Annotated in this window: 23 protein-coding genes; 7 read left to right on the forward strand and 16 right to left on the reverse strand. The window is 47.2% G+C overall.

What is annotated here, in order from left to right; translation table 11 throughout:
- Positions 1-88: 88 nt before the first annotated feature.
- On the reverse strand, positions 89-409 hold the full coding sequence (locus tag V7S65_RS00560; protein ID WP_079468754.1) for an RNA recognition motif domain-containing protein: 321 nt from the start codon (positions 407-409) through the stop codon (positions 89-91).
- A 253-nt stretch (positions 410-662) separates the two neighbouring features.
- Between V7S65_RS00560 and V7S65_RS00565 the strand changes: the two genes are divergently transcribed.
- The gene (locus tag V7S65_RS00565; protein WP_079468753.1) at positions 663-1382 is read left to right on the forward strand and encodes a hypothetical protein; all 720 of its coding nucleotides are present in this window, start codon (positions 663-665) and stop codon (positions 1380-1382) included.
- Here V7S65_RS00565 and V7S65_RS00570 read toward each other — a convergent pair whose 3' ends face one another.
- The 9 genes from V7S65_RS00570 to V7S65_RS00610 form a co-directional block, all read right to left on the reverse strand.
- A complete protein-coding gene (locus V7S65_RS00570; protein ID WP_111579594.1) occupies positions 1383-2000 on the reverse strand; it encodes a DUF4230 domain-containing protein in 618 nt (205 codons plus the stop codon).
- Positions 2001-2050: 50 nt separating this feature from the next.
- Positions 2051-2554, reverse strand: coding sequence for a cupin domain-containing protein (locus tag V7S65_RS00575; protein ID WP_111579595.1), 504 nt, complete (start codon positions 2552-2554; stop codon positions 2051-2053).
- Positions 2555-2715: 161 nt separating this feature from the next.
- Positions 2716-3555, reverse strand: coding sequence for a helix-turn-helix domain-containing protein (locus V7S65_RS00580; RefSeq protein ID WP_079468750.1), 840 nt, complete (start codon positions 3553-3555; stop codon positions 2716-2718).
- A gap of 131 nt (positions 3556-3686) precedes the next feature.
- Positions 3687-4439, reverse strand: coding sequence for a zeta toxin family protein (locus V7S65_RS00585; protein WP_336386565.1), 753 nt, complete (start codon positions 4437-4439; stop codon positions 3687-3689).
- Between the two features lie 113 nt (positions 4440-4552).
- Complete coding sequence (locus V7S65_RS00590) at positions 4553-7399, reverse strand: alpha/beta hydrolase family protein (RefSeq protein WP_336386564.1); 2847 nt, start codon at positions 7397-7399, stop codon at positions 4553-4555.
- A 59-nt stretch (positions 7400-7458) separates the two neighbouring features.
- On the reverse strand, positions 7459-8334 hold the full coding sequence (locus V7S65_RS00595; RefSeq protein ID WP_079468747.1) for a DMT family transporter: 876 nt from the start codon (positions 8332-8334) through the stop codon (positions 7459-7461).
- Positions 8335-8418: 84 nt separating this feature from the next.
- The gene (locus tag V7S65_RS00600; RefSeq protein ID WP_079468746.1) at positions 8419-9159 is read right to left on the reverse strand and encodes a polyprenol monophosphomannose synthase; all 741 of its coding nucleotides are present in this window, start codon (positions 9157-9159) and stop codon (positions 8419-8421) included.
- Between the two features lie 71 nt (positions 9160-9230).
- Complete coding sequence (locus tag V7S65_RS00605) at positions 9231-10004, reverse strand: 3'-5' exonuclease (protein WP_079468745.1); 774 nt, start codon at positions 10002-10004, stop codon at positions 9231-9233.
- Positions 10005-10038: 34 nt separating this feature from the next.
- Positions 10039-11400: a UDP-N-acetylmuramate--L-alanine ligase gene (locus tag V7S65_RS00610; protein WP_336386563.1), complete on the reverse strand. Its 1362-nt coding sequence runs from the start codon at positions 11398-11400 to the stop codon at positions 10039-10041.
- Positions 11401-11710: 310 nt separating this feature from the next.
- On the opposite strand from V7S65_RS00610, the gene ytxJ reads away from it, so the two are divergent.
- Genes ytxJ through aroQ form a run of 3 tightly spaced genes read left to right on the forward strand, consistent with a single transcriptional unit; the run spans position 11711 to position 13132 of the window.
- Positions 11711-12043, forward strand: coding sequence for a bacillithiol system redox-active protein YtxJ (gene ytxJ / locus V7S65_RS00615; RefSeq protein WP_336386562.1), 333 nt, complete (start codon positions 11711-11713; stop codon positions 12041-12043).
- 42 nt (positions 12044-12085) lie between these two features.
- Complete coding sequence (locus V7S65_RS00620; RefSeq protein WP_111579599.1) at positions 12086-12667, forward strand: UbiX family flavin prenyltransferase; 582 nt, start codon at positions 12086-12088, stop codon at positions 12665-12667.
- Between the two features lie 39 nt (positions 12668-12706).
- Positions 12707-13132: a type II 3-dehydroquinate dehydratase gene (gene aroQ / locus V7S65_RS00625; protein WP_079468741.1), complete on the forward strand. Its 426-nt coding sequence runs from the start codon at positions 12707-12709 to the stop codon at positions 13130-13132.
- A 229-nt stretch (positions 13133-13361) separates the two neighbouring features.
- On the opposite strand, the gene bioB is transcribed toward aroQ, so the two are convergent.
- Positions 13362-14336, reverse strand: coding sequence for a biotin synthase BioB (bioB, locus tag V7S65_RS00630; RefSeq protein ID WP_079468740.1), 975 nt, complete (start codon positions 14334-14336; stop codon positions 13362-13364).
- A gap of 157 nt (positions 14337-14493) precedes the next feature.
- On the opposite strand from bioB, the gene V7S65_RS00635 reads away from it, so the two are divergent.
- Positions 14494-15270 carry a hypothetical protein gene (locus V7S65_RS00635; protein WP_079468739.1) on the forward strand — a complete coding sequence of 259 codons (777 nt, stop codon included), beginning with the start codon at positions 14494-14496 and terminating at the stop codon, positions 15268-15270.
- A 365-nt stretch (positions 15271-15635) separates the two neighbouring features.
- On the opposite strand, the gene V7S65_RS00640 is transcribed toward V7S65_RS00635, so the two are convergent.
- From V7S65_RS00640 to V7S65_RS00655, 4 genes are all read right to left on the reverse strand, one after another.
- On the reverse strand, positions 15636-16736 hold the full coding sequence (locus V7S65_RS00640) for a M42 family metallopeptidase (RefSeq protein WP_079468738.1): 1101 nt from the start codon (positions 16734-16736) through the stop codon (positions 15636-15638).
- Positions 16737-16796: 60 nt separating this feature from the next.
- Entirely contained in the window at positions 16797-17630 is an 834-nt protein-coding gene (locus V7S65_RS00645) for a UbiA family prenyltransferase (protein ID WP_111579601.1), read from the reverse strand.
- 54 nt (positions 17631-17684) lie between these two features.
- Entirely contained in the window at positions 17685-19223 is a 1539-nt protein-coding gene (locus V7S65_RS00650; RefSeq protein ID WP_336386561.1) for an acyl-CoA carboxylase subunit beta, read from the reverse strand.
- A 91-nt stretch (positions 19224-19314) separates the two neighbouring features.
- Positions 19315-19746 (reverse strand): hypothetical protein, encoded by a 432-nt coding sequence (locus V7S65_RS00655; RefSeq protein WP_079468735.1) that lies wholly within the window; start codon positions 19744-19746, stop codon positions 19315-19317.
- Positions 19747-19895: 149 nt separating this feature from the next.
- Here V7S65_RS00655 and V7S65_RS00660 point away from each other — a divergent pair, with 149 nt between their 5' ends.
- On the forward strand, positions 19896-20879 hold the full coding sequence (locus V7S65_RS00660) for a LuxE/PaaK family acyltransferase (RefSeq protein WP_336386560.1): 984 nt from the start codon (positions 19896-19898) through the stop codon (positions 20877-20879).
- Positions 20880-20902: 23 nt separating this feature from the next.
- Here V7S65_RS00660 and V7S65_RS00665 read toward each other — a convergent pair whose 3' ends face one another.
- Entirely contained in the window at positions 20903-21625 is a 723-nt protein-coding gene (locus tag V7S65_RS00665; protein ID WP_079468733.1) for a hypothetical protein, read from the reverse strand.
- Between the two features lie 325 nt (positions 21626-21950).
- Between V7S65_RS00665 and V7S65_RS00670 the strand changes: the two genes are divergently transcribed.
- Positions 21951-22289 (forward strand): hypothetical protein, encoded by a 339-nt coding sequence (locus V7S65_RS00670; protein ID WP_079468732.1) that lies wholly within the window; start codon positions 21951-21953, stop codon positions 22287-22289.
- Positions 22290-22294: the final 5 nt, after the last annotated feature.

Raw genomic sequence — 22294 nt, forward strand, 5'->3', positions numbered from 1 at the left:
TGCATTTTTTGTTTTTTAAAGACAACAAAAAAAGAGACACTCGGAAGAGCGTCTCTTTTAGTTCCTTAGTGCCGAATAAAGGGGATTATTAATAACGACGGTCGCGGGAACCATATCCTCCGCCGCCACGGTTATTACCACCGCCACCTTTGAAATTATTATTCGGTTGTTTAGGTCTTGCTTCGTTTACCATCAATTGCTTACCTTCGATTTCGCTGCCGTTCAAACTATCCATAGCCTTTGCTCCTTCTTCTTGATTAGGCATTTCCACAAAGCCAAAACCACGTGAGCGGCCTGTTTCGTGGTCTTTGATAACCTTAGCGGAGGTAACCTCTCCAAAATCGCTGAAAATCTGATGGAGATCCTCATCGTTCAACCTATAGTGCAGGTTGGCTACGTAAATGTTCATGATAACTGAAATTAAAAAAATGAAAAATAATATACTGAAGTTATGAAAATTACGCTAATAAAAAAGTTAGCGTCAAAATATTTTTGTAATTACCTAGTTTTTTACTACCATTTGACATAGTCAGATCCTTTGTAGTACCCCATTTGACTGGCACAGAAATATTATTTAAAATACTGCTCTGACGCTTATAAACGCTCCTTTTTACGGTTTTTTTTTCGTAAATTCAGTACATGATCCATTAAATTAAATTCATATGGGAGCGTTAAGTGAAACATGGTTTGCCGATGGTTATATAGACTTTGAGCTGAAAAAGTACACGCTATTGGCTTATTTACAGGACATTAATCAACACTTCACCCAGAGCAGGCTGTACCCGCAGTTGTCAGACATCATCTTTCATTACAACAACCTGGTTGCTTTCCGGGACAACAAACAGTTTTTACAGCAGCAATTTCCAAAAAGGCTCACGGCAGTGAACATCCAGAAGCTGGAATTATTGTACGAGCAGCTGATTGCCGACGATGAACTGATGGAAGAACTGGAATCCATCATCCATTATTCCCTGCCACAGCTAAACAGCACTATTAAGGAAGGAACGGAGATCTACGAGTACGTGGCGGAACACCTCAGTATTTTCCCCGTAGGACTGGTGCCGCTGGAAACAGCCGAAGGCTACCTGCTGCTGTGCGACGGGCGTGGCAGGCAAACGCTGGTATATACCTACCGGCTTACCATCTTTGAAAGACATGATGAAAAATACCGGGGTATTCATACCCAATATCTCCAGGCTTATAAAAAAGACCTGGTACATACCATCAGCCATATCAAAAGTATGCTGATCCGGGAGCGGAACAATTTGCCCAACCCTGCGGTGTATTGCGTGGAAACGCCGCTGGTAGTGCCGGTAGATGAAACTTTGCTGCCCATCGCCAAAAGAAGTCTGGTAAAGTACATTGCGCAGGAAGCAGCGTAGCTATTTTAAAGCCGGCGCGCTGGTTTCCCCGTCGTAGTGGATTTCCAGGGTATGATCCTTCAGAAATGGGGCATAATACTGCTCCATTACTTTCCTTATTTTCTCTTTGGATTGCTGGATGTAAGTAGGATTGTTTTCCAGCTGGGCACGGGAGGTGCGGTAAAGTTCTTTCTGTACAGCGGTATAGGTTTCGTCATCCTGCGACAGCAGCCAGCCCTTACGGTTGGAGGTTTCCATCCGGTCCATTTTCAGCTCATAGCTGAGCAAACGGGGCGCCGGCAAATTGATAATGATCTTCTTATCAGTCATTTGCACTTTAAACAACTTATCGTCGATATTTACGCCGTATTTGGCCTGGTACGGAATAGTAACCCACACCGTATTTTCCAGGAAGGCTTTCTTCAGGTTATCTGTCCATTCGCCGCTGTTTTCAATATTACTTCTTTTAATGCTGGCGCTTCCCTGCACATCCAGGCTGGCCAGTTCTGCAATTTCCTTTACAATAGTGCTGTTGGAAATTACCTGCTGACTCACATTGGTGCTGCCGAAACGCTTGCCCAGCCAAAAGATCAGGAGCGCGAATAATATAAATACAACGGGGTAGAGGACTTTTTTCATGCCTAAATTTAGTAAAAATGTAAAGAGCCGGCAGCGGATAGCCGTTACCGTTACCTGGTAAGACTATCAATCAGCGCTGCATGTTCCGGGTAAGCCGCCTGCAGCGGCGCTTTTTCCGCCAGTTCAAAATCTGCAAAATCAAACCCCGGCGCTACGGTGCAACCGGTAAGGGCGTACCCGCCGGGTACTTCCACACGGGAAGCAAACCAGTTGCCTGCGGTGATGATCACCTGCAGGCTTTCGTTGTTTTGGATATCGCGGCCAAGCCTGTGTACCAGCAACTCTCCGCCGGGAGCTATCTCGTAGATCGTCAATGTATTGCCATCATAAAAATGCCAGATCTCATCGGCTGCGATACGATGGAACGCAGAAAACTCTCCTTCTTCCAGTAAAAAATAAATGCAGGTAGAAGCATTGCGGTTACCGCTCATGCCGGCAGGCAGGGTTTTCATATCGAGCACCCACTCTGACCGGTAAGTTTCGCGGAAAGCGCCGCCTTCAACATGGGATTGCAGTTTCAGTTGTTCACGCCAATGGGCTGCGGAATATTGCATAGTAATGCCTGTTAGGAAAAGTAAGTTAAACAAAAAGTGCGGTTATTATACTTTTTCGTGTATAGGTAGAGGTTATACTACACGTGGATTTTCCGGGAGCAGGCAGGGCCTGTTCCCGGAATGCTGGTTTTTTCCATATTTGCGCAAAAAGTATCTTTTTCTTAGCTGGCTACTGCTACCTGCTGCAGGTTATCCACCTGCATATGTGCAATAGTTCCTGTGGAAGGAGTGAAGTAAGAAGGTGTTTCATGATTAAACAGCAGGTAATCTTTTATAAACATGGCCTGGTTATACCACGGCGTTGCTGCCACCGGTGTTTGCCACTCTGGTAAATTCAGCTGGCGGAGCGCGCTCAGGGCTGTTTTATAACGGATCATCCGGGCATATAACTGCGGCGGAATACCTACTATTTTGCTGAAGAGTCTTTCCAGCGTAGGGCGGGAAAGTCCGTAGCGGGCGGTGAGTTCTGCGATGCTTACATTTCCCTGCATGATTACCAGGTAATCGGCAATGTCGTCTACTTCACGGAGATTGCCCGGTTGCTGTGAAAGCGCCTGCAGGCAAGCATCATCGAGTAATGATTCCACACGTTGTGGCTCCTTTTCCTGCTGCAGGGCAGTGATCAGTTCCTGCCACACAGGTTGTTCTGCCGTGAGCAGGTTGCGGTAATAGTTGGTGAAATTAGCGGCGTCCATGCCTAAAAGTCGGTAGCATCCGTAGGCGTTCAGCTGCACTACTGCTGCTTTTACCGGCCCTTGTACCTGCAACTGGCAGGCGCAGGTCATATGACCCAGTACCGAGCCCGCAGGCAGGGTGAATGCTTTGTGGTTCACCGGCTTCACTTCTGCCTTCCCTTCAAGGATGAATACCATATACTGATCGCCCAGGGCAAACAGGTTTTGTGGTAACTGGATAATACCACGGGTATCATCTTCCCAATAATAATATTGCTTTACAAATGGACGTAATGCATCCGCGGGATGATGGATATGGAAGTTCATAGGTACAATAATGTGGTGTTAAGGATATCGCTATCGCTGCAGATCACACCATACGCTAAAAGTGGCGATGTTATTGTAAATATATGTTAAATAATTTATATTAAGAAAAATATATTTAGAGAGGGATAGAATCACCTGACAGTGAACAGGATATCCCTGGCAGGGATACTTTGAATACTTCCTTTTTTATCACTGATAATGAGTTCCCGGTTATGACGGGCACTCATTTCCACCAGGTTGCACATCGCTGTATTGAGGCCCTCCATTATTTTCCCGGAGCGCACTTTAAATTCATACTGGCCCGCTATTTCCGGTTCCTCCCTGCCGCAATGCAACGGGAATATATCCCATATACCGAAAGATTCCGCAGCGATGTTGGTGCCTGAACTTATTTCCAATGGCGCTGTACTGGTATTATCAATCATCAGCCAGTTGTCGCAGATGGGGATATATAAATTCATCAGGTTACTGATACCCCGGTGGTATCTTCTTTTAATTACTTCTGCCGGCATATCATGGCCTCCCTCTTCCACCCGTTTCAATACCCTTTTCTCCGCCATTTCGGGTGAATTCAGCCAGAAGAAAAGCAGGGTAACCGTGTACCCGGTTTCTTTTGCTTTTTCAATCAGTGGTACATAGCTTCTGGTGGCCAGGGTGGTTTCAAAAGCAAAGTCGGTTTTTTCCAGCATCAGTTCCCGGATCCGGTGTAACATCTGCCTGCCTGCGGGCAAAGCAACGCTTTGGGGGTTAAGAGGGCACATCTCAGCAGCAATGATATCTGCATTCACAAATTCTTTACAGCCCAGTATTTCAGGCAATAAAGTGAAACTGGCAGTTGTTTTCCCTGCTCCGTTGCAACCAGCTATGATATATAATTCCGGCATTGCTCAAAAATGCGTCAACCATCGTTAATAGCTGTTAATAGGATTATCAGTGGTCCTGTATTAACAAAAAACGCCGCAGAAACCTGCAGCGTTTTTTTGTTAATACGTTTAATTTACTGTTGCGGATCCCAGCCCCAGTTGATCCCTTTTTCTGTAGCAGGTACGCCGCTTTCCAGCCATTGTGGCGCCGGTGCGCCTTTCAGGAAGTGATCAAAAAACTGTTGCTCCCTGCGTTGAATATCTTTGCGGTTCTGGCGTTGTACCAGGTTATGCGCTTCGTTGTTATAATTCAGCAACCACACCGGCTTGCCTAAACGGCGTAAACCGGTAAACATTTCGATGCCCTGGTACCAGGGAACGGCGCCATCGGCATCGTTGGCCATAATAGCCACCGGCGTGTTTACACGCGGCAGGTTGAACAACGGTGAGTTTTCAATATACAGTTCAGGCTTCTCCCATAGGGTAGCGCCGATACGGCTTTGTGAATGCTCATACTGGAACTGCCTGTTCATACCGCTTTCCCAGCGGATACCACCATAGGCACTGGTCATGTTGGCCACGGGAGCGCCGGCCCACGCCGCTTTAAAGAGATTGGTTTGCGTGATGAGATAAGCCACCTGGTACCCGCCCCAGCTCTGACCCTGGATCCCCATATTTTTTCCATCTACCCACGGCTTTTTGGCCAGATCTTCTGCGGCACTCACAATATAATCGTACGCACTTTTACCAGGATAACCATTTTCATAGCTGATATCCGGTGCCACTACCAGGTAACCGCGACTTACAAAAAATGAAATATTGAGTCGTGATGGCGTCGGCGCAGGCGCCTGGTAATTGTACAATCCATCTGTTAACTTCTCGTAGAAATAAAAGATAACCGGGTATTGTTTGGTGCTGTCAAAATTTTCAGGCTTATAAAGAATGCCTTCTGCAGGTTTGCCACTGAAGGTAGTCCACTTATACAGCGATGCGGTGCCCCAGTTATAATCCTGTTGCTGGGGATTAGTATGACTGATCTGCACAGCTTTTGCGATATCATCTCCTGTAAAAACATCCGGGGAAAGCTCATACCGGCTACGGGTATACGAAAACACGTTGGCGTCTTTTGCTTTCAGCAAATCAGTGTAGGAATAAGGCCCAAGCACCACGGGTTGCAGGCTGGCGGCCTTACCGCTTTTACGTGGCAGTTCCAGTGAATAAAAGCCATTGTATTTGGTGCTGTCCTGGAAAGCCGTTAACGTCAGGCGATCGCCGGGCAGGAAAAATTTCTTATCGGGATCCAGGCGCAGGTAACGGAAACGTATTTTGCCGGTACGGCCCATGCCTTTGGTAATGTTCAGCGGCGCTGCTTTTCCGGAAGGATCTACCTGCCAGATATCGTAGCGGTCGTAGATGTACACGTAATTATCATCCGTCATCCAGCCGGCAATGCCATAGGCATCCGGTACATCAGGATGATCATCTTCCTCATCATATACTTTGGTGGGAATGCCTTTGCTTACACTTACCGCTGCGCCGGTAGCGTTGTTATAACTGAACCACTCCCGGTTTGCCAGGTCGTACCAGATGATATATTTTCCATTAGGGGAGATGAAAAAGCTACCGTCCAGTTTTTCTTTGATCTTTTTTCTCGTACCGTCATTTATGTTTACGAGGTAAGCTGTTTTCAGTGTGCGGCCCACCCATTGCATGGGAATGCGCGCGCCTTTGTCCGTATAGCCGAGCGCGTTAGGGCTGTTGCCTTCCGCTGTGGTGATCACCGTTTCCAGGTCTTTATCGCTTAACTGGATCACCCGTTTGCTACCCGGATAGTATACGGCGGCATAACTTCTTTTCAGTTCTTTATCTGCATTTTTTAACTGCATGGGCTGCAGGTAATCATCTTTATAATTCCAGATATCTACTTTAGCTACTTCGAAATCCACGAGGGTGGTATCTTTCACGGGCAGTATGGGAGCGGTGCCAAAAAACAGGCGCTGACCATCTTTGCTAAAGTAAATCAGGCTGTTGGGACTGATGCTCCAGTTGGCCGGAATGCCGCTGCTGTTTTTATCGGCTACTTCGTAGGCGCTGTCCTGCCCGGGTTTGAAATAATAGAGCTTATAGAATTGCTGTAATGCTTTGGCCGAATCGCGGGTACCGAAATACGCCGCCTGTTCTCCTTTTTCGTCGAAGGCGAATTGTTTATAATCGCTGTTGCCATTGCTCAGTGCAGTAGCTTTCCTGTTGGCGGTATGCCACAGGAGTACACCGTTGCGCGACAGTGAATCTTTTTTATCTGCTTTTGTTTCTATAAGGAGTTGGTTACCGGGTTTGCTGAAGGCAAATTCAGTCACATTCTTAATGGTATCCTGTGTACCGCTCAGCAGCTGACGAATCACCAGCGTGCCGCTTTCAGCGCCGGCAGCAGGCGTTTTGTCGTCATCTGCACGATCATCGCCATCCAACGGCTTAGGCGCTTTGTTGCCTTTGCCTTTGGCGCTGTCAGCTGCTGGTTTTTCCAAAAGGTAGGCGAGTAAACCACTGCCTTTTTCCGGTGTTTTAAAAGATTTTACCGCTGGAAATTTCAGGATACCGGGTTGTCCCAATGCAATGATAGCCAGGGAATCTTTAGGCATTTCCGCCGCTTTCTTCTTTTTGATCTTTGCCTCGCGGGTATCTTTAAAAAACGGTTTGATGCTGCAGATCACGTAGCGGGAATCTTCCGTGATAACCGGGTTGCTGCCACGGGCAATGGTAGCTGACTGACCGGTTTTACGGTCGTAAATTACCAGGCTGGCGTCGCCTTCCTGTGGTACCACTGAATACACTACCCACTGTCCGTTATTACTGATCAGTTTAGTGCCAATGCTTTGCCAACTGTCGTAAACACTGTGGTCCAGCGGCTTTTTTGCAGGTTGCTGTGCATAGGTAAGAAGGGAGGAGCCCAGGAGGGACACCCCTAATAAAACTTTTCTCATAAGCGCAAAGTAATAATTACGGCGCTCAAGTTACAAATAAATGAGGATGAGCGGGGGGATTAGGATGCGGTTTTGCCCCTTACCACACGCAGCATTTGTAGTCCTACGGAAAGGATGATACAGCCCAGCCCGGCGTAGAAGGCGTTGTTCAGAAACTGGTTTTCATGAAACAATATAAACGCCATCACGATGCTGTAAACCGGTTCCAGGTTGAAACACAGGTTCACGGTAAAAGCGGATATTTTCTTTAACGCACTCATATTCAGCAGGTACATCAGCACGGTGCAGAACCAGGCCAGTATAAACAGGTAGAGTAAATCCATAGATGAGGGCAGCAGGGAAGGAGCCGGGAATAAGTGGAGGTATAAAGGCATAGCGAGACTCAGTACCAGAAAGCCTGTTGACAGCTCATAGAAAGTGATGGTGGGCGTATCGAACCGTTTGATCAGTCTTTTATTGAATACGGTGAACAGTGCGGCAAACATGGCGGAAATAATGCCCAGGATGATGCCGGTACGGTATTGTGTATCAAAGTGGAAGATCAGCAGGATTCCCAGCAGGGTGAGCATACTCAGTAACATTTCGGCTACATCAAAGCGGCGCCTGTTAATGAGCGGGTCAAATATGGCGGTGAACAGGCTGGTAAGCGAAAAGCAAACCACCCCGATAGATACGTTGGAATATTTGATACTGCCGTAAAAGAAAAGCCAATGGAGGGCTATTACCACGCCGGTGCTGCCAATGGGAAGGATATCCTTCCAGGGAAGCTTTTTAAAAGTACCCTGGAAGCGGAATAAAACATACAAAGTAACGGAGGTGATCAGTAACCGGTACCATACCAGTAATCCTTCGTTGAGGGAAATCAGTTTACCTAATATCCCTGTAAATCCAGCCAGAAATACGGAAAGGTGTAGCTGGAGAAATGCTTTCTTCATGGTCCGTTAAAATGTATTTAGGGACCAGGTCATTTTTTAAATGAACAGGTCCCTAAATGCTATGCAATTGATGTGATTTATTAATTAATTCTGTACTCTTCTTTTATAATTGCGGAAGAGGCTTTGCCATTGTATTTTGAGTACCCCGAGGATCCCTTCTTTTACAATGCCTTTGCTCATTTTGGAGTATCCTTCTTTCCGGTCTTTAAAGGTAATAGGTACTTCTTTTATTTTAAAGCCGAGCTTCCATGCCGTAAATTTCATTTCAATCTGGAAGGCGTAGCCTACAAACTGTATCTGGTCCAGGTTTATGGATTCCAGTACGGTATTGCGGTAACATACAAATCCTGCGGTGGGATCTTTTACGGGCATCCAGGTGATCATGCCAACATAAATGGAGGCGCCATAAGATAATACGGCGCGGTCCCACGGCCAGTTTTCGGTTTTGCCGCCTTTTACGTAGCGGGAACCTACGGATACATCTGCTCCTTCTTTGGCGCAGGCGTCATACAGGCGCGGGAGATCTTTAGGATTGTGTGAAAAATCCGCGTCCATTTCTATAATGTACTGATAGCCCCGGGCCAGTGCCCATTTGAAACCGTGGATATAAGCTGTACCCAAACCTTGTTTGCCGGACCTTTCTTCCAGGAATAATTCGTTGGGATGCTGCTGTTGTAATGATTTCACAATAGCGCCGGTGCCGTCGGGCGATCCGTCATCCACAATGAGGACATGAAAATTCTGCTGTAAGGAAAATACAGCGTCAATGATGTTACGGATATTATCCTTTTCATTGTACGTAGGAATGATGACAAGCTTTTCCAATCAGCAGATGATATTTTTGGACTGCGAAAATAATTCAATTCCGGCGCAAGATATGACGTTCCCGAATAACATTACATTTTTTTTAACATCATATTATGGAAGATCTCAGTCAGTTTCTGTTTGGTATTGAGCGGGAAATCTGCTTTCATCATCCAGTCGTAGTACTGAGGTTCTGCCTTTAGCACGTCTCTGACGGGACGGCCTTTATACTTACCAAAGTTAAATACTTCCTGTCCGCCCTGCATCACGAGGCGGCGGGCAAAGTCGATATAATCTTCCTCTTTTGTAAAATCGGCCAGTGAGTCGATATCCTGTTGTAGCTGTTCGTAGCGGCCCAGTTGGGCTTCCAGGATCTCGTATGTAGCCAGTGCGTCTGCTTCGGCGCTGTGTGCGTTTTCCAGCAGCTTATCGCAGTAGAACTTGTAGGCGGCGCCCAGGGTGCGTTTTTCCATCAGGTGGAAGATGCGCTGTACATCTACGAATTTGCGTTTGGATACGTCAAATTCGATGTCTGCCCGCAGGAATTCCTCTACCAGGAGGGGAATATCGAAGCGATTGGAGTTATACCCGGCCAGGTCGCAGTTGTCCATGAACTGTTTGAGTTCATGAGCGGCCTGTTTAAAGGTAGGTGCGTCTTTTACATCCTCGTCTTTAATACCATGAATTGCTGTAGATCCTGCTGGGATCGGCATTCCGGGGTTAATGCGTTTCACTTTGGACTGGGTTGTTTTGTCCGGAAACACTTTGATGATAGCAATTTCAATGATACGATCGGAAGCCACGTTGGTACCGGTAGTTTCCAGATCGATTACGGCCAGCGGCCTTTTGAGGAGCAAAGAAGGCATTATGAATAATTTATAATTTAGTTTAATGTATTTACTAATCTGACGGCAATAATGCTTTCAGTTTGCTAAAATCGAGGCCATCGTATGTTCCGGAGCTCATCAGCAGCAGGTTGGTGTCCTGGTATTGTTGTGCGGCCAGGAATGCTTCCAGTTTTTCCCTGTTGTGGAAAACGTGGAGGTCATTACGGCCAAACCGCTGTGCAATCAGTTCCGGCGCCAGGTCCGGCATTCTTTTTATTTCCAGTGCATGTTTGCTGTAAAATACAACGGCGGTATCTGCTGTATCGAGGGCGCCGCGGTATTGTTCCAGGAAATCTGCATTTAAACTGCTATAGGTGTGTAATTCCAGCACGGCTATCAGCTTCCTGTCTGGAAACTGGTGTTTGGTGGCTTCCATAGTGGCTTTCACTTTAGAAGGCGCATGTGCAAAATCACGGTAAATAACGCAATGATCATTTTTTGCTACCAGTTCCAGTCTTTTTGCGGCGCCCTTAAAGGTAGCAATTGCTGCCAGGAATTCCGCATCAGACAGGCCCAGTTCATTACAAACCAGTTTGGCGGCGTGGAGGTTCAGCAGGTTATGATCGCCAAAAACTTCCAGGCTGGCCTGCTGGTCGCCGAAAATAACACGGGTTACGCCGTTTGTAATGGTATGTTCCGGAAGGCCGTAGGGCACCAGTTTCAGGTGACCGCCGGTAGCAGTTACCAGGCTAACGAGTTCAGTATCCGTATTGTTGTAGATCAGTACCTGACCGGCTTCCATCTGCCTGATAAAAATGGCAAACTGTTCTTTATATATTTCGTAGGTAGGAAATACGTTGATATGATCCCATGCAATGCCTGTTAACACCGCAATTTGCGGGTGCAGGAAGTGGAATTTGGGCCGTTTTTCAATGGCCGAGGCCGGGTATTCGTCGGCTTCGCACACAATTACTGGTGCGTCTGTAATATTTACGGACTGGGCAAAACCTTCCAGCCGGGCGCCTACGAGGTAGTCGAACGACTGGTGATTAATCTGCAAAGCGTGCATGACCATCGCGGTGGTGGTAGTTTTACCATGACTTCCCCCGATGGCTACCCGTGTTTTATTTTTACTTTCCTGGTAGATATATTCCGGGAAAGAATAAATTTTCAGCTGCAGTTCCCGGGCTTTTATCAGTTCGGGGTTGTCGTCCCGGGCATGCATACCGAGGATCACTGCGTCCAGATCCGGCGTTATCCGGGCAGGGTCCCAACCCATGCTGGCTGGTAAAATGCCCGCCTGTTGCAGGTTAGACAGTGCCGGTTCGAAAATCTCATCGTCACTGCCGGTTACCTGGTAACCTTTATTTTTGAGCGCAATGGCCAACTGATGCATTACGCTGCCGCCTATGGCAATAAAATGTACTTTTGTCATAACGCTGGATATTTTCGGCTTGCCGAAAATTACATTGTTGTTTTTTTTAATGTATTTTCTATATTTGCAAAATAACGTTACAAAAGACGATTAAAAAAGTGGTCGTATCATATTTCCTGTGAAATTTCGTTTTAGTCATAAATTATTTAAAACTGCCAGTATGCAATCTTATGTAAGAATTTTGGGCTACACCGCTATGGTTTGTATCTTTGCCGCTTTCTTGACGTCCTGCGCAAGCCATCAGAAATTAGGCTGTCCCATGAAGGGCATGGCCAAGTCGCCTGCGATAGAACATAACAAAGCATGTTAAATGAATTGGAAAACGTTAACCAACGAGGAACAACTATCTGAAATCAATGCGGTATCAGCGCATCAGCCGGTAGTTATTTACAAACACAGTACGCGATGCTCTATCAGCTCAATGGCCAAGGCCAGGTTGGAACGGTCGGCTGAACCGGAAGGGTTAACGTTTTATTACCTGGACCTGATCACCTACCGGCCGGTATCCAATAAAATAGCGGAAGTGTATGATGTTCCGCATGAGTCTCCCCAGGTACTGGTTATCCGCAACGGCGAATGTGTTTATAATGAAAGTCATGGCGGTATCGCAATGGACGAAATAGTTGCACAGGCTGGCGTATAACCACCCAAATAGGCTAGCTTTGTAAATTCAACAGCATAGCCAATGAAACATCGTATAGTAGTAGCAGTTACCGGGGCAAGTGGTTCCATCTATGCCCGTCAGTTGTTACAAAAGCTGCAGGCAGCACATGAACAGCTGGACCAGGTAGCTGTGGTGATGACAGAAAACGCCAAAACGGTATGGGAAACAGAGCTCAGGGACGAAGAATATAAACACCTGCCTTTCCGTTTTTATACCCAACAGGATTTCCACGCTCCCTTTGCTTCCGGGTCCGGACGCTTTAACACCATGATCATCTGCCCCTGCTCCATGGGCACACTGGGACGCATTGCCACCGGCATTTCCAACGACCTGATTACCCGCGCAGCAGACGTAGTGCTGAAAGAAAGAAGAAAGCTGATCTGCGTAGTAAGGGAAACTCCCTATAATCTTATTCACATCAGAAATATGGAAGCGGTTACCCTGGCCGGCGGTATTATCTGCCCTGCCACTCCTTCCTTTTACAGCGTTCCCGCCAACCTCGAAGAAATGGCCGCCACAGTTGTGGACCGGATCATAGACCTGGCCGGCCTGGAACAAACTACTTACCGCTGGGGAAGCGATAGTAATAATAAACAGGATTAATTATCTTAGTCCCTCATTCTTCATTCTATAACCATTATCATGCAAATAGCTATCATCAACGGACCTAACCTGAACCTGCTCGGCAAGCGTGAAACGGGCATCTATGGCAGCGAATCTTTCGAACAGTATTTCAAACACCTGCAAAAACAGTTTCCGGCAGTAACTTTTAGCTATCACCAGAGTAATATAGAAGGGGAAATTGTGAACTATCTGCATGAAGTAGGATTTTCATACGATGGCGTGCTGCTCAACGCCGGCGCCTATACGCATACCTCCATCGCCATCCGCGACGCTATTGCCGGCATCAAAACACCGGTGATGGAAATTCATATCAGCAACGTGTATGCAAGGGAAGAATTCAGACACACTTCACTGATAGCGCCTAAATGTATTGGCTGCATCTGTGGATTGGGGCTGAAAGGGTACCAGCTGGGCGTGGAGTATTTCGGGATGAATGATTTGTAGGAGCGCCTTCGGCGCTGGAAATTGTCTTGGAGCAGGATTAGACTGATTAATCGTGATTACCTTGATTTTATTATGTTTTGATTTTAAAAAGATTAGGGGAGATAAAAGCGGAATTCGCTTATATCTCCCCTAATCTTTTTATCAAAAACCCAGAAAATAAAATCAAGGTAATCACGATTAATCAGTCTAATCCAGCTCCAAGACAATCGCCGAAGGCGATCCCCACCCGCTAGCAACAGCTGGCTTCCTGTGCTTTGAAAGCCTCTCTGGGCTTCAGTCCCAGCAGCTCAAACATCATGTGGTCTTCTTCAAACGAAGGATTACCTGTTGTTAATAATTTCTCTCCTGTGAAAATAGAGTTGGCGCCTGCCATAAAGCATAATGCCTGGTCGGACATACTCATTTCCGCACGGCCGGCACTCAAACGTACCATTGCCTTTGGCATCAGGATGCGCGTGGTGGCAATCATGCGCACCATATCCCAGAACTCAACTTTTGGCAGATGTTCCAGCGGCGTACCTTTTACACGGGTGAGCGCATTGATGGGAACAGAATCCGGATGGGACGGTAAGCTGCTGAGTGTCCACAGCATGGCGATACGGTCTTCATGCGATTCTCCCAAACCTATAATACCGCCGCAGCATACGCTTACACCTGCTTTTCTCACATTGTCCAGTGTTTGCAAACGATCGTCGTAAGTACGGGTAGTGATAATTTCTTCGTAGTGGTCGCGGGAAGTATCCAGGTTATGATTGTAGGCAAACAGGCCGGCATCGGCTAATTTCTTTGCCTGGTCTTCATTCAGCATGCCCAATGTGCAGCATACTTCCATGCCAAGCTCATTTACACCTTTTACCATATCCAGTACACGGTCGAAATCGCGGTTGTCGCGCACTTCACGCCAGGCGGCGCCCATGCAGAAACGGGTAGATCCCGCCTCTTTTGCTTTTTGGGCATAACTCATCACGTCCTCTTTTTTCAGGAGGCCATGCACATTGATGTCAGTATTATATCTGGCAGCCTGTGGGCAGTAAGCGCAATCTTCAGGGCATCCGCCTGTTTTGATGGACAAGAGGGTGCAAACCTGCACCTCTGCTGTATCCTGGTATTCACGGTGAATAGAGGCAGCACGGTACACCAGTTCCAGTAAGGGCGTGTTGTAAATAGCTTTAATTTCTTCTAACGTCCAGTCATGACGGATCATAGATCTGATTTTGTTTGAATAGCAAACGTAGCAAATTATTACGAAATACAAATTACCAATTAGTAGGAGTGAAAATGAGGGAAATTTGATTATTCTGTTGAAATACACTTAATTGCGGGACTCAATTTAAATAACCAACATCCAGAAAACCACTTCTATGAAACATTTCCCCAACGGCAGCAAGCTGTCCGTGCTCGTTCTATTTGCCGCGATGGCATTTTCCAGTTGCAGTAAAAATGATGATGACCCAATCCTGCCTCCGCCGCCGGTGTACACCCTGGATCAACTCTACAATCAGGCTGTAGACGATGCCATGATTGCAGACAGCAACGAAATTACCGATGCACTGTGGCCCATCACTCCAGACAACCCGGATCTCCAATGGAAAACCATCAATGGCCAGCAGTATGTGTTGATGGCTACCTTTATGCGTTTCCCCGGAAGTTACCCGGCCGGAGATTCCATCAACACAGTATGGGGCGAATCCTGGCTGTTCATCCCCAAACAGATGAAGAACCGGATCGGACCTTCCTTTACAGCTACGTCAGATACTATTCAGCGTATCTGCCAGCTACTGGGCCTGCCACCGGTTAATGCAAAAACGAATACCCATATCGCTACCATGTGGGTAAGCGCTTCGAGGTTGTACCGCCCCGCCGGCAACCCCGCCATTACCACCAAAACCACCGGTGCCGTACCCATCAGCGGTGTATCGCCGGAGTTTTCCACCTGGTTTAACAACTACATTATTTTTGCTTATTACCGCCCGCTGACATCCGCTACAGATATGCATTATCCGTGGACGCGGCTGGGGTATACCTACGACTGGGCGCCGGGCGCCAGCAGGGTAGGACTGAGTGAATATGTGATGCAGGCCAGTTCCGGCGCATGGGTAGAGAAGGTGAACAGGGCGGCAGACTTCTTTAAAAACTAAGTACACACAAGCGTAAAATTAGTTTAAGCGGCCAGGATCCGGTATATCGCCGGATCCTGGCCGTTTTGCTTTGGGGGTAAAAACCAATACTGGCGGCAGCGCGTCGCTGCGCTGAGCCGGGCCCTACCCTGGAATGTTCCCGGGTATATTCATATTATATTTCCGGCAAAGACAGAGATAAGCTGTATCTATATAGATACGGGTTATCTACGACTTATATACGGCTTATATACGGGTTATCTACGGCTTATCCTATGATGGGGCATGCCGGACGCTACCAGAGGATATAGCCCTTGTATAAACAAAAATGCCCCCAAAAAGCGCCTGGCTTTTTGGGGGCATTACGTTGATCTTCTCTTTATATCTTACAGGTACTGAAAATTCGTTTTGGGCGTAATATTCAGTAATGTCTGGTAAATCAGCTGAATTGTATTTTCAATATCATCTTTCTTCACCATTTCCACAGTAGTGTGCATATAGCGCAATGGTAAGCTGATCAGGGCGGAAGGCGTACCGTCGTTGCTGTAGGCAAAAGCATCGGTATCAGTACCGGTACTGCGGCTTACTGCATGCAGCTGGTGAGGAATGTCGTTCTTCTTGGCCGTTTTGATGATGAGATCACGGAGGATGTTATGTACCGCCGGACCGTAAGTGATGCTCGGACCACCGCCACATTTTATTTCTCCCTCAATATTTTTGTTGATCATCGGGGTGGTAGTGTCGTGGGTTACATCGGTGATGATGGCTACATTCGGCTTAATGCGTTTGGCGATCATTTCTGCGCCGCGTAAGCCCACTTCTTCCTGCACCGCATTTACGATATAAAGACCAAAAGGTAACTGCTGCTTCTTTTCTTTCAGCAAGCGCGCAACTTCTGCAATCATAAAACCACCGATACGGTTATCGATAGCGCGGCAGATGTAGTAATCGTAGTTCAGTTCCTCGAAGCCATCTTCAAATGTACATACACAACCTACGTGTATACCGAGGTCCTCTACTTCTTTACGGGAGCGTGCGCCGCAATCGAGGAAAATGTTTTCCACCTTTGGCTGTGGTTCTTTACCATCGCCGCTACGGATACGGGTGTGGATAGCCGGCCAGCCGAAAACAGCTTTCACGGTACCTTTCTCGGTATGGATATTCACGCGCTTGGAAGGAGCAATCTGCTGATCAGAGCCGCCATTGCGGATTACATAGATTAAACCTTCCGGGGAGATGTAGTTTACGAACCAGGAGATTTCATCTGCGTGGGCTTCTATCACCACTTTAAATTCCGCTTTAGGATTGATAACACCAACCGCAGATCCGTAAGAATCTACAAAATATTCATCGATGTAAGGCGTCAGGTATTTCAGCCAGAGCTTTTGTCCTTCTTTCTCAAAACCGGTAGGAGACGGGTTATTCAGGTAGGTTTCCAGGAATGTCAGGGATTCCTTATTGAATATTGATTTCTGTTTTTTAGACATAATATTTGCAGATTGTGACGCGACAAATGTAAGGAAAACGCGGGATTGTGCTGCCCCGGTTTAAACGATCATGAGATATAATACGGCCGACAAGGCCATGAAGCCATCCAGTACGAAGTAGAACAGGTAATCGGAATCGGTGCGTTGCGCTTTACGGGTAATGAGTGCGGTGGCGATAACGGGTATCATCAGGGTAACAACAGCAGGCAGCGTTGTATAGGGCCACATCAAACCGGCGCTTATGGCGGCTATCATGAGGGATGAATAGTAGAGCCGCATCAGGTTTTTCTCATCCAGGGCGGTGATCAGGCTGCGGATACCTTCTTTCTTATCTGATTCCAGGTCTCGGTAATCAAATAAGATACAGATCGCATAGATGAGTCCGAAGCGGTGTATAGTAAGATATACCAGTGGCTGTGTAACCACATTGTTGGCTATCAGCGCGGGAAGTACCGTGGTTACATACGTCCATACGAAGGTGAGGAACAAGGTTTTGCCGATGGCTATTTTACTAAGCCACCGGAATGCTTTGTGTGGCACTTTGGGGGCAGAGTACAAAAAGGTGAGTACTGCGCTGCCACTTAGTACCAGCCAGTGTTCGCGCAGTTGCCAGAAAAACCATAAAGAGCCCGCCAGGCCAATGCCGCATAAAATGAGCATAAGGGCACGGTGACGGTTACCCCAAAGTATTCTTTCTGAAGCGGAGTAGCTACCAGGTGTAAGGTACCAGTGAAAATTGTAGCTGCAGATAGTAGAAAAGAAAACAAAAAGATAAAAGGTATTATGCGGGTAATCGAGGGCCAGCAACTGGTTGGTTTGCCAGATCATCCCGATGGCGCACCCGGAAATATAAACGGAAGTGAAGAGAATAAGATTGAAAAGGCTGCGGAGCATATGTTTAGCTTTTAGCTTCCCGCTTTTTAGCACTAAAAAGCGGGAAGCCAGTTGCTACAAAGGTATATTGCCATGTTTTTTTCGTGGCATATTTACCACTTTATTTTCAAGCATTTTGAAAGCCTTGATCAGTTTGATACGGGTCATTTCCGGTTTGATTACCTCATCGATGTATCCCTTTTCTGCTGCCAGGTAAGGGTTTGCGAACCTTTCCGTATAGTCGGCCACGAGTTCGTTCATGCGTGCTTCCGGATCAGGGGCTGCATCGATTTCTCTTTTGAAGATGATTTCCACAGCGCCTTTAGCGCCCATTACGGCAATTTCGGCCTGTGGAAAAGCGAAGTTGAGATCAGCGCCGATATGTTTGGAGTTCATCACGCAGTAAGCGCCGCCGTAGGCTTTGCGGGTGGTAACGGTAAGTTTGGGTACCGTGGCCTCGCTGAGTGCATACAGCAGTTTGGCGCCGTTGGTGATGATGCCGTTCCATTCCTGGTCAGTGCCGGGCAGGAAGCCGGGAACATCTACCAGTACCAGCAGCGGGATGTTAAACGCATCGCAGAAGCGGGTGAACCGGGCGCCTTTTACGGAGGCGTGAATGTCCAGTACACCGGCGAGGTGGGCCGGCTGATTGGCTACTATACCGATGCTTCTGCCGGCGATGCGGGCAAAGCCCACGATCATGTTTTCTGCAAAATTTTTATGTACCTCAAAGAAGCTGTCGGCATCCGTAATCTGCGCGATGGCCTCTTTCATGTCGTATGGCTGGTTCGGATGTTCCGGGATCAGCGTGTTGAGGGCTTCCCTTAATTCATTGCCAGGTTCGTACGGGTATACCGGCGCTGTTTCTTCACAGTTCTGTGGCACATAGCTCAGGAGCTGTTTAATATACTGGATGCATTCTATTTCATTGGCGCAGGCGAAATGGGTTACGCCGCTTTTGGCAGCATGCGTTTGGGCGCCACCCAGTTCTTCTGAAGTCACTTCTTCATGGGTAACGGTTTTTACTACGTTAGGCCCGGTCACAAACATATAGGAGGTTTGTTCCACCATCATGATGAAGTCGGTGATAGCAGGGGAGTATACGGCGCCGCCGGCGCAGGGGCCCATGATGGCGGAGATCTGCGGGATCACGCCGGAAGCCCTGGTATTGCGGTAAAAGATATCGGCATAGCCACCAAGACTCACCACACCTTCCTGGATACGTGCGCCGCCACTGTCGTTTAAACCAATGAGGGGAGCACCGTTCTGCATAGCCAGGTCCATGATCTTGCAGATCTTGCGGGCGTGCGGTTCGGATAAACTACCGCCATATACGGTGAAGTCCTGTGAGAAAACATAGGTCAAACGGCCGTGGATAGTACCGTAGCCGGTAACTACACCATCGCCGAGAAACTGCTCCTGGTCGGCCGTAAGACCGCGGTTGCGGTTAGTAACCAGCATATCCAGTTCTTCAAAAGAACCTTCATCCATCAGCAGCTGTATCCTTTCGCGGGCGGTGAGCTTACCTTTTTTATGCTGGGAAGCAATACGTACATCTCCTCCGCCAAGCATTGCTTCGGCGATCTTTGCCTGTAGTTCTTCTATTTTATCCATATGCTAAAAATCAAAAGTAAAGCTAAAAATAAAAGGATCCCTTTAGTAAAAGGAATCCTTAAATGTATGATATTTTAGAATGTAACGTTTGTCAGGGAATGTTGTAAGGTATTTTCGGGGTAGCGAGGGTATCGCTGATATTTCCGGCATTATCGCGGATAAATACCAGGAAGTGGATGCTGTCGTTCAGGCTTTGGTAGGTTCTGAAATCTACGGGATCGAGCCGGATAGCTACTTCTGCTTTTACGCTGTTGCCCCTGTTGGCGCCAATTTCAGGCATCCGTCTTACAATATAGAAGGTATCCTGTATTTTAGTATCGTAGAGGGGGGCTATCTGTAAAGTATCTTCTATATCACCGTCCCCGTCCCGGACATCAAGCGTTACAAACATTACCTGGGTATTGGCTACCACGCTGTCGAGCGAATATCCTTTGAAGCTGAGAGTGGGCTTAGTACCTATTTTATCCTTTTTACAGGCGTAAAATAACCCGGCCAGCAGGAACAAAAACAGAATTTTCTTCATAAAACAAACCTACATTAATTTAGGAAATATACAAATATTCGGTTATCGCCATCCATCTATACCAAAACGTTTTTTTGTGACAATTGTTACTTACTGCGGATAGATTTATTCTTCTCCCTAACTTTGTGCGATTTTAAATTCAGCTTTGCATGACCGCCGTATCACCGGAATATATATTTTCATTAACCGAAAGTGGGCTGGAAGCCGCTGCACTGGAGCTGTTTCAGTACCAGTACCGGGAAAATGACCTGTACAGGGCCTATACTGATGCCCTGCACATCCCGCCTGCTTCGGTGAAAAGCATTCTTGAAATTCCCTTTCTCCCCATACAATTTTTCAAATCACATACCGTGGTATGCGGCCGGTTTGAGCCGGAACTGGTCTTTGAAAGCAGCGGCACCACTCAAACGGTGAACAGCCGGCACCTGGTTAAACATTCCGCCATCTATACCCAAAGCTTCATGACGGCCTTTGAGCAGTTTTACGGCCCGGTGAGCGACTATGTGGTAGTGGGGTTGTTACCTTCTTACCTGGAGCGGCAACATTCTTCGCTGGTGCGCATGGTACAGGAAATGACCATCCGCAGCGGGCATCCGGAAAGCGGCTTTTACCTGTACGAACATGATAAGTTGTTCCATCAGTTGCAGGAGCTGGAAGCGCGCGGACAAAAGGTATTGCTGATAGGCGTTACTTTCGGATTACTTGATTTTGCTGAACAGTATACCCTTTCCCTGAAAAATACCATCGTGATGGAAACGGGTGGAATGAAGGGGAGAAGGGAGGAATGGACGCGTGAGGAAGTACATGCTTTCCTGAAAGAAAGACTGGGAGCAGCCTGTATCCATGCGGAATACGGCATGACGGAACTGCTATCGCAGGCTTATTCCAAATGTGATGGTTTGTTTGAAACGCCGCCCTGGATGAAGGTGTTGCTGCGCGATGAGAATGATCCTTTCCAGCTCACTGCCGGCAAAGGCGCGGGCGTTATGAATGTAATTGACCTGGCCAATATATACTCCTGTGCGTTCATTGCCACTGAAGACATTGGTCGTATGCATGCCGATGGCCGGTTTGAAGTACTGGGCCGGCTCGATAATTCTGCATTGAGGGGCTGCAGCCTGATGGTTAGCTAGTATGTTGAATTTATATGATGTATTTATTCGTCCATTGCGGCGAGGTGCAGGAGCGCCGGTAATTTCCCTGGATCGTGCATAATAGCGGATAGGGACGACATATAAGGAAAGGAGTGATGATCCATCCCAAATTTATGAAGCAGGTATACATCCAGTTGCTCCGGTGAGGTATGCCCCTGTATATAATCACTGAGGTAAAAGAGAAAACGTTGTCTTTCTTTTTCAGATAATAACACCAGTGCCACCTTGTCTTTCAGGCTGTTATGCTGGCCCGACCGGAAAATCCTCAGCGCCTGTTTGTAATGGGCCACTGCCAGTTCACCGGCGGAAGCAGGTAATAATTGTGTACAGAAATAGTCTACAGCGATATCATCAAAGAACCCGGTTCCATCGTCGGTATCCGGCTCGTTGTGCCAGGTAGCCCACTGGATCAGCTGTTCCGTGGTGATATAACCGGTAAGCATTGCCTCCAGCTGGTGGATAACTCCTTCGCGTGTGGGAGTGGTATCGGAAGCATGAGAAATAGCAGTTACAATATCCTGGTAATAATGTTCATTGATTTCACTGGCAGTCTGGAACAGCAACCTGCTCACTTCAGTGTTTGATTCTTCTCCGGCCTTCTGTTGCAGCGGGGATACGCTGCGCAATTCATCTATTACTTCCTGTCTTGTTTTAGTACCACGTAAATATGCTTTCAATAATGTTACAAAGTAAACGGACGTTACAGGCGACATTTCATTTTTCATGGGCCGAGTTTAATTCATATTTCATTGGGTACAGGCCAAAAATAGGATAAAATGCTGAATAGTGGATGCCGTTATCCCGCCATTTACCTTCCTGTCCTTGCCGGTTATCCGCCTTTAACATTTTTTTGGGTTGCGGAGAAAACTAAAACAGGTAAATTTCCGTAACCTTTCTGCTACAACCGGCAAAACAATCATATGCGGGCAGAAGCTTTTCAGACAAGCGCAACTGGAGAAATAACCGGATTACCTGTAAGGATTTTTTAATCACCATGTCTACCTCTCAAACACATATATTTTCTCACCAGTTTTTTAAATTTTTAAGAAGATGAAAAACAACAATCCTATCAGCAAAAAAGTACTGTTTTCCGGCTCTCTTGTTGCCGGTGCTATCCTCGGTATGGCTGCATTGCAGGTAACAGCAAGGCCCGCCGGGTATACTAACCTGGGCTCCGGGGCAGCAGTAAGAAGCGCGCTAACCGGCGCATCCGGTAATACGGCCAATGCGATTGAACTATCTTGCGGCGCAAAAAAAGACAGCGCTGCGGCAGGTAAAACAAAAGAAGGTAAATGCGGTCAGGGCAAATGCGGTGAAGGAAAATGCGGTGACAAAAAAGGTAAGAAGGGCGACAAGCATAAAAAAGACACTACCAAATCCGGTAATTGATTTCC

The organism is Chitinophaga sp. CCNWYY40, assembly GCF_037483205.1.
Lineage (GTDB): Bacteria > Bacteroidota > Bacteroidia > Chitinophagales > Chitinophagaceae > Chitinophaga > Chitinophaga ginsengisegetis.